Origin of the sequence: Nocardioides albidus (genome assembly GCF_006335005.1) — a bacterium.
GTDB classification, from domain to species: Bacteria; Actinomycetota; Actinomycetes; order Propionibacteriales; family Nocardioidaceae; genus Nocardioides; species Nocardioides albidus.
Genome location: NZ_VDMP01000025.1, coordinates 335,014 through 347,369, shown reverse-complemented (window position 1 = coordinate 347,369; position 12,356 = coordinate 335,014). Strand labels below are relative to the sequence as shown.

Below are 12,356 nucleotides of genomic sequence, written 5' to 3'. Positions count from 1 at the left end.
CGCACCGAGATGACGAGGGGGAAGCCGAACCGCTGGTGGTAGGCCTCGGTCAGCTCGGCCAGCGCCTGCTCGTCGGGCTCGGAGAGGTGGGTGAGCCCGCGGGTGGACTGGTCGCGCAGGGAGGCCTCGCCGGTGATGCCGGCGGCGACCAGGCGGGACCCGAGCTCGGGGTAGGCCTCGATGAGCTGGCGCTGCTCCTCCTCGGACCCGCCGAACAGCGTCTCCTGGAAGGCGCGGCGCAGCGCGTGGGTGTCGGCGAAGGGCCGCTGCTCCCAGGCCCGCTCGACCATCCACGAGGGACCCTGGAACAGGCTCGCGAAGGTGTCGACGAACTCGGCGCGGGACATCTGGTTGACCTGGTCGAGGCGGACCGTGTCGCCCGGGAGACCGGCGACGGCGGGGCCGAAGTCCTTGCCGACGTGGTGGAAGACGATGTTGAGCACGATCGCGGTCAGGCTGCCCAGGGTGATGCCGCTGCCGAAGATGATCTCGGCCCAGTCGGGGACCGCCTGCGACACCTGCGGCTGGGCGGTGACGTACATCGCGAGGCCGACGCTGGTGGCGACGATGACGACGTTGCGGTGGTCGTGGAAGTCGACCTTGCCGAGGGTCTGGAAGCCGACCACGGCGACCGTGGCGAACATGGCCAGGGCGGCGCCGCCGAGGACCGGGTGGGGGATCCCGGCGACGACGGCGCCCGCCTTCGGGACCAGGCCGATCAGCACCATGATCAGGCCGGCCGACGCGACGACCCAGCGGCTCTTGACCCGGGTCAGCCGCACCAGTCCGACGTTCTCGGCGAAGCAGGTGTAGGGGAAGGAGTTGAACGTGCCGCCGATGGTGGTGGCGAGACCGTCGGCGCGCAGGGCGCGGGCGATGTCCTCGCGGCCGATCCGCTTCTCCACGATCTCGCCCGTGGCGAAGACGTCACCGGTCGTCTCGACGGCCGTGATGAGCATGACCACGATCATCGACACGATGGCGGCGGCCGAGAACTGCGGCCAGCCGAAGTGGAAGGGCGTGGTCACGCCGACCCAGTCCGAGCCGCTGACCGAGTCGAAGTGCGCGTCGCCGAGCGACCAGGCGACGAGGGTGCCGACGACCAGTCCGACCAGGACCGCGACCGTCGCCATGAAGCCCTTGAATACGCGCTGGATGACGACGATCAGCGCCAGGGTGCCCACCGCGTAGGCGAGGTTGCGGCCGTTGGTCGGGTCCGACGTCGGGCCGGCTCCGCCGGTCGCGTCCGCGGCGGCGACCGGCAGCAGCGCGAGGCCGATGATGGTGATGACCGAGCCGGTGACGACCGGGGGGAAGAACCGGATCAGCCGGCTGAAGTAGGGGGCGATCAGGAAGGTCGCGATGCCGGCGACGATGACCGCGCCGTAGATCACGAGCAGACCGTCGGTGCCGCCTCCGGCCGCCAGGCCGATGGCGATCATGGGCGAGACGGCGGTGAAGGTGACGCCCTGCAGCAGCGGGAGCCGCACGCCGACCTTCCAGAAGCCCACCGACTGGATGATGGAGGCGATGCCGCAGGTGAAGAGGTCGGCGTTGATCAGGTGGATCAGCTGCTCGGTGCTGAGCCCGATCGAGTTGGCGAGCAGGATCGGGACGATCACCGCTCCGGCGTAGAACGCCAGGACGTGCTGCATGCCGTAGACGGCGAGCTTGCCCGCGGGCAGCACCTCGTCGACCGGGTGCACCGGTGCCCTGCGCTCGCTCGGCTCGCGTCGTCCGGCTCTCAGGACTGGCTTCATCGTCACACCTCTCTCCGGGACCCCGTCCGGGCACTCGGCGGGCCGCGTCTGTGACCCACGACACAGCATCGTCGCCGGGGCGGCGGTCCGGCACCCGCCGATCCTCCGAAGATGGACCCGATCCGAGGCGCGTCCGTTGTGCGATCCTCCAAAAACGCCGCCCTCCTTCGGCGGCCTAGGCGATCAGAGCGACTTGAGGGCGAGGAAGACGTCGACCCGGTCCTCCAGCCGCGCCAGGTCGCGACCGGTCAGCTCCTCCACCCGCCCGATCCGGTAGCGCACCGTGTTGACGTGCAGGTGCAGCGTCTCCGCGGTGCGCGTCCACGAGCCGGAGCAGTCGAGGAAGGCGGTGAGGGTCGCGATCAGCTCGCCGCCGGTGCGGGCGTCGCTGTCGAGCACCTGTCCGAGCACCCGCTGCGCGTAGGTCCGGCGTACGTCGTCGGGGACGGTCGCGAGGAGCAGCACGTGGGAGGTGACCTCGTCCGCGCCGACGAGGGCGACCGGGCCGCCGCCCGAGCGCGCCACCCGGTGCGCGAAGCGGGCCTCCTCCAGCGCGCCGGCGAGCGCCTCGACGCCGGTCTCGCCGCTCAGTCCCACCGAGAGGGAGGTGCGGTGGAGGCCGGGCATGAGGCGGGTGAGCGCCGTACGCAGCTGCTCGGTGACCCCGGGCACGCCCGGCAGGACGGCCACGAGGAGGCCGTCCCGGGCAGCGGCCGCCAGGGACGGCCCGACCCCGAGCGCCGCGTCCTCGAGCACCGCGGCCGTCAGCTCCGCCGACCCGGAGCCGGCGAGCTCCGCCACCGCCAGGACGAGGGGGCGCTCGGGGTCGAGCCCGGCCTGACGCAGCCGGGTGGCGATCTCGGCAGGGGCGGCGCCGTGCTCGATCCTGGCCACGATCTCGGCGGCGAGCGGGCGCAGCACCCGCAGGCCCTCCTCGCGTCGGGAGCGGTCGAGAGCGGCGATCGCGGCGAACTCGTGGACGGCGTCGAGGTCGTCCTGGGGCCAGTCGCGGTGGTCGCCCTCGGCGACGAGCACCCAGCCGGTGAGCCGGTCCACCAACCCGGAGCCGACCGTGAACAGCGAGTACGCCGCCTCCCCGACCGTGAGCGCCGCGGGCACCGGCCCGGCCGCGAGGAAGCGTGCGGTCACGGCGTCGACGACGTCGGCCGGCAGGCTCTCGGGACCGGGGACGACGTGCCGACCGGTGGCGGTCAGCACCCGGCACACGTGGCCGGTCTCGGCGGACACCCGGGCGGCGAGCTCGTCGAGGCTGCGCCCGGAGGCGACGGCCGAGAGCAGCTGGCGCTGGCGGACCAGGCTGGCCGACAGCCGGGCGCCCGACCCGACCACGCCGGCGGCCGTCACCAGCTCGGTCACGTCGGCGAAGGGCACGTCGCCGGGCACCTCCACGAGCGCCAGGTCGTGGCGGCGGCAGGCCTCGACCAGGTCGTCGGGCACCCGGCCGAGCAGCGCCGCCCCGGCGAGCAGCGCGCCCGCGCCGCGGCTCGCGATCGAGGCGACGAACGTCTCGCTGTCCGCCGGCGTACGCCGCCACACGAGTCCGCTCAGCAGCAGCTCCCCGCCGGTCAGGTAGCGCCCGGGCTCGAGGAGGTCGATGGTGATCGGTCGGCCCACCGGGCGCTCGAGCGAGCCGGGCGGGGCGTGCAGCACGCGCAGGCCCAGGCCGGGCGTCGCGAGCAGCTCTGCCAGCAGCACGGCCCACCTCCTCTTGGAGGAAGGTACAGCGCCGGCCGGGTCGGCCGCAGGTGGCGCGGGGGTTGACGTGATCGCCGTCGCGAACGTACGGTTCCGGTCATCAGAAAATAGTTTCCGCATTACGGAAGGATGAACCCATGAGCCACCAGCTCCGGTACGAGGTGAACTGCTCGATCCTGTTCACCGAGCTCCCCCTGCTCGAGCGCCCCGCGGCGGCGCGGGCCGCCGGCTTCGACGCCGTCGAGCTCTGGTGGCCGTTCGCCGAGGCGGTCCCCGCCGACAGGGACGTCGACGCGTTCGTCGCCGCGGTCGAGGACGCCGGCGTGCGCCTGGTCGGCCTCAACTTCTTCGCCGGCGACATGCCCGGCGGCGACCGGGGCCTGGTCTCGTGGCCCGCCCGGTCGGCCGAGTTCCGCGACAACATCGACGTCACCGTCGGCATCGGCGAACGACTCGGCTGCACGGCCTTCAACGCGCTCTACGGCAACCGGGTCGACGGCGTCCGCGCCGAGGAGCAGGACGAGCTCGGCGCCGAGAACCTCGCGCTCGCCGCCCGCGCGGCCGCCCGGATCGGCGGCACCGTCCTCGTCGAGCCGGTCAGCGGCGCCGACCGCTACCCGCTGCTCACCGCCGCGGACGCGCTGGCCGTCATCGACCGGGCGGGCGAGGCCAACATCGGCCTGCTGGCCGACCTCTACCACCTCGCGGTCAACGGGGACGACGTCGACGCCGTCATCGCCCGACACACCGCGCGGATCGCGCACGTGCAGATCGCCGACGCCCCGGGCCGCAACGAGCCCGGTACCGGCGCCCTCCCTCTCGAGCGCCAGCTCGCCGCGCTCGAGGCCGCCGGGTACGCCGGCTGGGTCGGGCTCGAGTACAAGCCCGCCACGACCTCCACCGACAGCTTCGCGTGGCTCCCCCGCGAGCGCCGCGCCTCCGCCGCGGCCACCCACTGACCCGAGAGGACCTCCAATGACCCGCATCGCCTTCATCGGCCTCGGCATCATGGGCAGCCCGATGGCCGTCCACCTCGCCGAGGCCGGCCACACCGTCTCCGGCTACAACCGCACCCCCGACAAGGCGCAGCCCCTCGTCGCCGCGGGCGGGCGCGCCGCCACCTCGATCGCCGACGCCGTCGAGGACGCCGAGGTCGTCTGCGTGATGGTGCCCGACTCCCCCGACGTCGAGGCCGTCCTGGCCGGCGAGGGCGGGGTCTTCGAGAGCGCCGCCGCGGGGACGCTGATCGTCGACTTCTCCAGCATCCGGCCCGACGTCACCACCGCCCTCGCCGAGCAGGCCGCGGCCCGCGGCCTGCGCCTGCTGGACGCCCCGGTCTCCGGCGGGGAGGCCGGCGCCCGCGACGCCGCCCTCTCGATCATGGTCGGCGGCTCGGCCGACGACTTCGAGGCCGCGCGCCCGGTGTTCGACGTCGTCGGCAGGACCGTCGTCCACGTCGGCCCGAGCGGCTCCGGCCAGACGGTGAAGGCCGCCAACCAGCTCATCGTCGCCGCCAACATCCAGGCGCTCGCTGAGGCCGTCGTCTTCCTCGAGGCGTACGGCGTCGACACCAAGGCCGCGCTCGAAGTGCTCGGCGGCGGCCTGGCCGGCTCGGCCGTGCTGAACCAGAAGAAGGAGAACATGCTCACCCGCTCCTTCGAGCCCGGCTTCCGCATCGAGCTGCACCACAAGGACCTCGGCATCGTCACCGCGGCGGCCCGCGAGGCGGGCGTGGTCGCGCCGCTCGGCGGCCTCGTCGCCCAACTGATGGCCAGCGCCCGCGCCCACGGCGACGGCGGCCTCGACCACTCCGGCCTGCTGCGAGGCGTCGAGCGCCTCAGCGGCCGCGCCACCGACACGAGCACCACCACGAACGAGGACAGCTGACATGACGAAGATGCGCGCAGTCGACGCCGCCGTGCTGATCTTGGAGAAGGAGGGCGCCACCCAGCTCTTCGGCCTGCCCGGCGCGGCGATCAACCCCTTCTACAGCGCGATGCGCAAGCACGGCGGTATCAAGCACGTGCTGGCCCGCCACGTCGAGGCCGCCTCCCACATGGCCGAGGGCTACACCCGGGCCCGGGCCGGCAACATCGGCGTCTGCATCGGCACGTCCGGCCCGGCCGGCACCGACATGGTCACCGGCCTGTACGCCGCGTCCGCCGACTCCATCCCGACCCTGTGCATCACCGGTCAGGCGCCGGTCTCGAAGCTGCACAAGGAGGACTTCCAGGCCGTCGACATCGCGGCCATCGCCCGCCCGCTGACCAAGATGGCGGTCACCGTGATGGAGCCGGCCCAGGTCCCCGGGACCTTCCAGAAGGCCTTCTGGCTGATGCGCGAGGGGCGGCCCGGCCCGGTGCTGATCGATGTCCCGATCGACGTCCAGCAGGCCGAGATCGACTTCGACATCGACACCTACGAGCCGCTGCACGTGGCGAGGCCCGCCGCCACCCGCGCCCAGGCCGAGAAGGCGCTGGCGATGATGGCCGCCGCCGAGCGTCCGCTGATCGTCTCCGGCGGCGGCGTCGTCAACGCCGACGCGGCCGACCTGCTGGTCGAGCTCGCCGAGCTGACCGGCGTCCCGGTCGTGCCGACCCTGATGGGTTGGGGCACCATCCCCGACGACCACCCGCTCAACGCGGGCATGGTCGGGCTGCAGACCTCCCACCGCTACGGCAACGCCACGATGCTCGCCAGCGACTTCGTGCTCGGCATCGGCAACCGCTGGGCCAACCGCCACACGGGATCGGTCGAGACCTACACCGCGGGCCGCACGTTCGTGCACGTCGACATCGAGCCGACCCAGATCGGCCGCGTCTTCGCGCCGGACTACAGCATCGTCTCCGACGCGCGGGCCGCGCTCGAGGCGATGGTCGAGGTCGCCCGGGAGCAGGCCTCCGGCAGCACCGCCAGCAGCACCGCCGGCAGCACGGACCTGGCTGCCGACCGGGCCGCGTGGGCCGAGGAGTGCGCGGAGCGCAAGCGGACCCTGCAGCGCAAGACGCACTTCGACGACATCCCGATCAAGCCGCAGCGCGTCTACGAGGAGATGAACCTGGCGTTCGGCACCGACACCCGCTACGTCACCACGATCGGGCTCTCGCAGATCCAGGCCGCGCAGCTGCTGCACGTCTACAAGCCGCGCCACTGGATCAACGCCGGCCAGGCGGGTCCGCTGGGCTGGACCCTGCCGGCCGCCCTCGGCGTCGCCACCGCCGACCCCGACAGCCAGGTCGTCGCGCTCTCCGGCGACTACGACTTCCAGTTCCTCATCGAGGAGCTCGCCGTCGGCGCCCAGTTCAACATCCCCTACGTCCACGTCGTGGTGAACAACTCCTACCTCGGCCTGATCCGGCAGGCCCAGCGCGGGTTCGAGATGGACTACTGCGTGCAGCTGGCCTTCGACAACGTCAACAGCCCCGAGGTCGCCGGCTACGGCGTGGACCACGTCAAGGTGGCCGAGGGCCTGGGCTGCAAGGCGATCCGCGTCACCGACCCGGCCGACCTCCGTGCGGCGTTCGAGAAGGCCAAGGCGCTGATGGCGGAGTACCGCGTCCCGGTGGTCGTCGAGGTGATCCTCGAGCGCGTCACCAACGTCTCGATGGGCGTCGAGATCGACAGCGTCGTCGAGTTCGAGGAGCTGGCCGAGCGCGGCGAGCACGCCCCGACCGCACTCGTCCCGCTCGACTGAGTCGGGACCGGCCACCGTGTCCCGCACGACCCCTCGCGTCCTGGTCGCCTCCGACAAGTTCAAGGGATCGCTCACCGCCGCCGAGGTCGCGGCGGCGGTGGGCGCCGGCGTACGACGCATCCGCCCCGACGCCGTCGTCGAGTCGGCTCCCGTGGCCGACGGCGGCGACGGCACCCTGGCCGCGGCCGAGGCGGCCGGCTTCGTCCTCGCGCCCGTCACGGTGACCGGGCCGACCGGCGCGCCGGTCCGGACGTCGTACGCGCGGCGCGGGAACGTGGCCGTGGTCGAGCTCGCCGACACGTCGGGACTGGTCCGGCTGCCCGGCGGCCCCGACCCGATGCGCGCCTCCAGCAGGGGCGCGGGCGAGGCGCTCGCCGCGGCGGTCGACGCCGGCTGCCGTCGTCTCGTGCTCGGCATCGGCGGCAGCGCCAGCACCGATGGCGGAGCCGGTCTGCTGCGCGGCCTCGGCGCGCGGCTGCTCGCCGCCGACGGCGAGGAGATCGCCGACGGAGGCGCCGGCCTGGCGCGCGTCGCCCGGCTCGATCTCACCGGCCTGCGGTCCCGGCTGGCCGGGGTGGAGCTGATCGTCGCCTGCGATGTCGACAACCCGCTCACCGGGCCTCGCGGGGCCGCCGCGGTCTACGGGCCGCAGAAGGGCGCCGACGACGTCCAGGTCCGGCTGCTCGACGGCGCACTCTCCCACTGGGCCGACGTGGTCGCCGCGAGCACCGGCGCCGACGTACGCGACAATCCGGGCGCCGGGGCAGCCGGCGGGGTCGGCTTCGCCGCCCTCGCCCTGCTCGGCGCCGAGCTCCGCTCCGGGATCGAGCTGGTCCTCGAGCTCGTGGACTTCGAGCGCCGCCTCGACGGGGCCGACCTCGTGGTGACCGGCGAGGGCGCGCTCGACGAGCAGACCCTCCACGGCAAGGCGCCGGCCGGAGTCGCCGCCGCGGCCGCCCGAGCCGGGATCCCGGTCGTCGCGGTCTGCGGCGTCAACCGCCTCGACGACGGTCGCCTCCGGCGCGCCGGGATCGGCACGGCGTACGCCCTCCTCGACCTCGAACCCGACCTCCACCGCTGCCTGACCGGCGGCGCCGCCCTGCTCGAGCGACTCGGCGAGCGGATCGCCGCCGAGCACCTCGCCCTGACCAAGGAGACCGCATGAGACTGCTGAGAGTGGGCCCGCCGGGCCGCGAGCGTCCCGCCCTGCTCGACGCCGCAGGCGTGCTGCGCGACCTCTCGTCCGTGGTGGCCGACATCGACGGGTCGCTGCTCGGCGACCCCACGAGGCTCGCCCATCTGCCCGACCTGTGGGACCTGCCCGTCGTGACCGGCAGGCCGCGCATCGGGCCGCCGATCGCGCGCCCCGGCAAGGTGGTCGGCATCGGCCTGAACTACAAGGACCACGCCGAGGAGGCCGGCGCGTCGATCCCCGACGAGCCGGTCGTCTTCCTCAAGCCGTCCTCCTCGGTCTCCGGTCCCGAGGACCCGATCCTGCTGCCGCCGGGCAGCACGACGACCGACCACGAGGTCGAGCTCGGCGTCGTGATCGGCCGCAGGCTCGCGCACTGCACCGACCCGCGGGCCGCGCTCGAGGCGGTCGGGGGCTACCTCGTCGCCGACGACGTCACCGAGCGCTCGCAGGTCGCCAAGGGACCGACCTGGGCGAAGGGCAAGTGCGCCGACACCTTCACCCCCATCGGGCCGTGGCTGGTGACCCCCGACGAGGTGGGCGATCCGCAGGGCCTGACCCTGGAGCTCCGGGTCGACGGCGATCTCCGCCAGTCCGGCACGACGTCCCTGATGGCGTACGGCGTGGGCGAGCTCCTCGCCTACGCCAGCACCCTGATGACCCTCGAGCCCGGCGACCTGGTCCTGACCGGCACGCCCGGCGGCGTCGCGGCGGGCCGTCCCGAGCCGCGCCCGTTCCTGCGGGCCGGTCAGGTGGTCGAGGCCGAGGTCCGGGGGCTGGGCAGGCAGCGGACCCCGGTACTTGACCCTCCGGCGAGGACCCGAGAAACTTTCCCAGGTCAGAAGTGACTTTCCGCGATGTGGAAGCAAGGAGGTCCGTAATGGAGCTCGACCTGCTGATCCGCGCACCCCGGGTGGTGACCCCCGCGGGCGAGGTCGCGCGGGCGGTCGGCGTACGCGACGGGTCGATCGTCGCCGTCGAGCCGCTCCCGTCCGACCTCGACGCGCGACGGGTGGTCGAGCTCGGCGAGGACGAGGTCCTGCTCCCCGGTGTCGTGGACTCGCACGTGCACGTCAACGACCCCGGACGCACGGAGTGGGAGGGCTTCGGCTCGGCCACCCGCGCCGCGGCCGCCGGCGGCGTCACCACCATCGTCGACATGCCGCTCAACTCCATCCCGCCGACCTGCGACGTGCCCGCGCTCGAGCTCAAGCGACGGGTCGCGGGAGGGGAAGGGGCCGCCGAGAGCCAGGCGTTCGTCGACGTCGGCTTCTGGGGCGGCGCCATCCCGGGCAACGTCGCGGACCTGCGCCCGCTCCACGACGCCGGCGTGTTCGGCTTCAAGTGCTTCCTGCTGCACTCCGGGGTCGACGAGTTCCCCCACCTCGACCCCGCCCAGCTCGAGGAGGCGATGGTCGAGATCGCCTCGTTCGACGGGCTGCTGATCGTGCACGCCGAGGACGCCCACGCCATCGAGCACGCGCCGACCCCGCACGGCGCGGCGTACGACGACTTCCTGCACAGCCGCCCGCGGGGCGCCGAGAACCTCGCGGTCGCCCAGGTCGTCGAGCTCGCCCGCCGAACCGGCTGCCGGGTCCACATCCTGCACGTCTCCAGCTCCGACGTGCTCGCCCTGCTCGCCTCCGCCCGCCGCGACGGCGTCCGGGTCACGGCGGAGACCTGCCCGCACTACCTGACCTTCTCCTCCGAGGAGATCCCCGACGGCGCCACGCAGTACAAGTGCTGCCCGCCGATCCGCGAGGCCGCCAACCGCGAGCTGCTCTGGGAGGGCCTGCGCGACGGCGTCATCGACCTCGTCGTCTCCGACCACTCGCCGTCCACCCCCGACCTCAAGTGCTTCGACACCGGCGACTTCGGCGTCGCGTGGGGCGGCATCTCCTCCCTCCAGCTCGGCCTGTCGGCGGTGTGGACCGAGGCCCGGCGCCGCGGCTTCACGCTCCACGACGTCGTGCGCTGGATGTGCCACGCCCCGGCCGCGCAGACCGGCCTGCGGCGCAAGGGCCGCATCGAGGTCGGGTACGACGCCGACTTCGCCGTGTTCGCCCCCGACGACGCCTTCGTGGTCGACGTGGCCCGGCTGCACCACAAGAACGCCGTCACGCCGTACCACGGCCGGCCGCTGGCGGGCGTCGTCCGCTCGACCTGGCTGCGCGGCGAGATGATCGACATCGACGCCGCCCCGCAGGGCCGGCTGCTCACCCGTGAAGGAGCATGACCATGCCCGATCGACTCGGCCAGTCCGGCCAGTCCAGCCAGGCCGGCCAGCCCAACAGGTACTGGTTCCCCACCGGCGGGCACCCGGCCCAGACCGAGCTGACCACCGACCGGGCGGTCTTCACCGAGGCCTACGCCGTGCTCCCCCGCGGGACCATGCGCGACATCGTCACCTCCCAGCTGCCCTTCTGGGAGGGCACCCGGCTGTGGGTGATCGCCCGCCCGCTGTCCGGCTTCGCGGAGACCTTCTCGCAGTACATCGTCGAGGTCTCCCCCGGCGGCGGCTCCGACCGCCCCGAGCTCGACCCGGGCGCCGAGGGCGTCCTCTTCGTCGTCGACGGCGCGCTCACGCTCGTGGTCGAGGGCGAGAAGCACGACCTCGCCCCCGGCGGGTACGCGTTCCTGCCGCCCGGCTGCACGTGGACCCTGCACAACACCAGCGACGCGCCCGCGCGCTTCCACTGGATCCGCAAAGCCTACGAGCGGGTCGACGGCGTCGACGTACCCGAGCCGTTCGTGACCAACGAGGCCGACGTCGAGGGCGGCGAGATGCCCGGCACCGAGGGCCGCTGGCGCACCCAGCGCTTCACCGACCCGCTCGACGTGCGCCACGACATGCACGTCAACATCGTCAGCTTCGAGCCCGGCGGGGCGATCCCGTTCCCGGAGACCCACGTCATGGAGCACGGCCTCTACGTCCTCGAGGGCAAGGCGGTCTACCTCCTCAACAAGGACTGGGTCGAGGTGCAGGAGGGCGACTTCATGTGGCTGCGCGCCTTCTGCCCGCAGGCCTGCTACGCCGGCGGTCCCGGACGCTTCCGCTACCTGCTCTACAAGGACGTCAACCGGCACGCCAAGCTGAGCCGGCAGTTCCTCTGATCCCGGTTTCCAGGATGAGGGTCGCGGTCGTCACCGGCGCGGGCTCCGGCCTGGGCCGGGTCATCGCGCGCGGTCTCGCCGACGCGGGATTCTCCGTCGCCCTGCTCGGCCGGACGGCCGCGTCCCTGGCGGAGACCGCGTCCGGCCTGCCCGACGCCCTCGTTCTGCCCACCGACGTCGCCGACGCCGCCCAGGTGGACGCCGCCTTCGCGGCCGTGGTGCAGCGGTGGGGCCGCGTGGACGTCCTGGTCAACAACGCCGGCACCTTCGGCCCCTCCGGCGACGTCGACGAGATCTCCGTCGACGACTGGTCCGCCACCGTGGCGGTGAACCTCACCGGCGCCTTCCTCTGCGCCCGCGCCGCCTTCGGCCTGATGAAGCGACAGGACCCGCGCGGCGGCCGGATCATCAACAACGGCTCGATCTCCGCGCACACCCCGAGGCCCGGAAGCGCGGCGTACACCGCCACCAAGCACGCGATCACCGGGCTCACGAAGGCACTCGCCCTCGACGGCCGCCCCCACGACATCGCCGTCGGCCAGATCGACATCGGCAACGCCGCGACCGAGATGACCGCCGGCATCGCCGTCGGCGCCCGTCAGGCCGACGGCTCGATCCGCCCCGAGCCCACCTTCGACCCGCGTCACGTCGCCGACGCCGTCGTGGCCATGGCCCGCCTGCCCCTCGGCGTCAGCGTCCCCACCATGACCCTCCTCGCGACCGGGATGCCGTACGCCGGACGGGGTTGACCGCACGCCGGCGGGTGTCGGCGGGGTGGCTGGTGTCGGCGGCTGGTGTCGGCGGCGGGGGGCCCGGCGACGCCGCGGACGTCATACGGACCGAGGGCTTGAGCCCACGATCCGTATGACGTCCCACACCC

The 12,356-nt window shown here is 73.3% G+C and carries 10 protein-coding genes; 8 read left to right on the top strand and 2 right to left on the bottom strand.

The genetic code is table 11. The features are described 5' to 3' along the window. Positions 1-1,760, bottom strand: a 1,760-nt coding sequence (locus FHP29_RS14815; RefSeq protein ID WP_240044540.1) for a solute carrier family 23 protein, incomplete at its 3' end; no start/stop codon positions are given. A gap of 183 nt (positions 1,761-1,943) precedes the next feature. Next, on the bottom strand, positions 1,944-3,476 hold the full coding sequence (locus FHP29_RS14810) for a PucR family transcriptional regulator (RefSeq protein ID WP_158296583.1): 1,533 nt from the start codon (positions 3,474-3,476) through the stop codon (positions 1,944-1,946). Between the two features lie 137 nt (positions 3,477-3,613). Between FHP29_RS14810 and FHP29_RS14805 the strand changes: the two genes are divergently transcribed. From FHP29_RS14805 to FHP29_RS14770, 8 genes are read left to right on the top strand one after another with little or no spacing between them, the layout of a single operon-like run. Continuing rightward, positions 3,614-4,435 carry a hydroxypyruvate isomerase family protein gene (locus tag FHP29_RS14805; protein ID WP_139623623.1) on the top strand — a complete coding sequence of 274 codons (822 nt, stop codon included), beginning with the start codon at positions 3,614-3,616 and terminating at the stop codon, positions 4,433-4,435. A 16-nt stretch (positions 4,436-4,451) separates the two neighbouring features. Further along, the gene (locus FHP29_RS14800) at positions 4,452-5,363 is read left to right on the top strand and encodes a 2-hydroxy-3-oxopropionate reductase (protein WP_139623622.1); all 912 of its coding nucleotides are present in this window, start codon (positions 4,452-4,454) and stop codon (positions 5,361-5,363) included. Position 5,364: 1 nt separating this feature from the next. Next, on the top strand, positions 5,365-7,170 hold the full coding sequence (gene gcl, locus FHP29_RS14795) for a glyoxylate carboligase (RefSeq protein ID WP_139623621.1): 1,806 nt from the start codon (positions 5,365-5,367) through the stop codon (positions 7,168-7,170). A 16-nt stretch (positions 7,171-7,186) separates the two neighbouring features. Further along, entirely contained in the window at positions 7,187-8,335 is a 1,149-nt protein-coding gene (locus FHP29_RS14790) for a glycerate kinase (RefSeq protein WP_205014139.1), read from the top strand. Then, a complete protein-coding gene (locus FHP29_RS14785; RefSeq protein ID WP_139623620.1) occupies positions 8,332-9,210 on the top strand; it encodes a fumarylacetoacetate hydrolase family protein in 879 nt (292 codons plus the stop codon). Before FHP29_RS14790 ends, FHP29_RS14785 begins: the two co-directional genes overlap by 4 nt. A 32-nt stretch (positions 9,211-9,242) precedes the next feature. Beyond that, positions 9,243-10,598: an allantoinase AllB gene (gene allB, locus FHP29_RS14780; RefSeq protein ID WP_139623619.1), complete on the top strand. Its 1,356-nt coding sequence runs from the start codon at positions 9,243-9,245 to the stop codon at positions 10,596-10,598. A gap of 2 nt (positions 10,599-10,600) precedes the next feature. Further along, positions 10,601-11,476 carry a bifunctional allantoicase/(S)-ureidoglycine aminohydrolase gene (locus FHP29_RS14775; protein WP_139623618.1) on the top strand — a complete coding sequence of 292 codons (876 nt, stop codon included), beginning with the start codon at positions 10,601-10,603 and terminating at the stop codon, positions 11,474-11,476. Positions 11,477-11,490: 14 nt separating this feature from the next. Further along, on the top strand, positions 11,491-12,225 hold the full coding sequence (locus tag FHP29_RS14770; RefSeq protein ID WP_139623617.1) for an SDR family oxidoreductase: 735 nt from the start codon (positions 11,491-11,493) through the stop codon (positions 12,223-12,225). The last annotated feature ends 131 nt before the right edge of the window (positions 12,226-12,356 follow it).

Coding starts and splice junctions, on each gene's coding strand:
- FHP29_RS14775 (WP_139623618.1), top strand. CDS start 10,601: ATGCCCGATCGACTCGGCCAGTCCGGCCAGTCCAGCCAGGCCGGCCAG.
- FHP29_RS14785 (WP_139623620.1), top strand. CDS start 8,332: ATGAGACTGCTGAGAGTGGGCCCGCCGGGCCGCGAGCGTCCCGCCCTG.
- FHP29_RS14800 (WP_139623622.1), top strand. CDS start 4,452: ATGACCCGCATCGCCTTCATCGGCCTCGGCATCATGGGCAGCCCGATG.
- gcl (WP_139623621.1), top strand. CDS start 5,365: ATGACGAAGATGCGCGCAGTCGACGCCGCCGTGCTGATCTTGGAGAAG.
- allB (WP_139623619.1), top strand. CDS start 9,243: ATGGAGCTCGACCTGCTGATCCGCGCACCCCGGGTGGTGACCCCCGCG.
- FHP29_RS14770 (WP_139623617.1), top strand. CDS start 11,491: ATGAGGGTCGCGGTCGTCACCGGCGCGGGCTCCGGCCTGGGCCGGGTC.
- FHP29_RS14805 (WP_139623623.1), top strand. CDS start 3,614: ATGAGCCACCAGCTCCGGTACGAGGTGAACTGCTCGATCCTGTTCACC.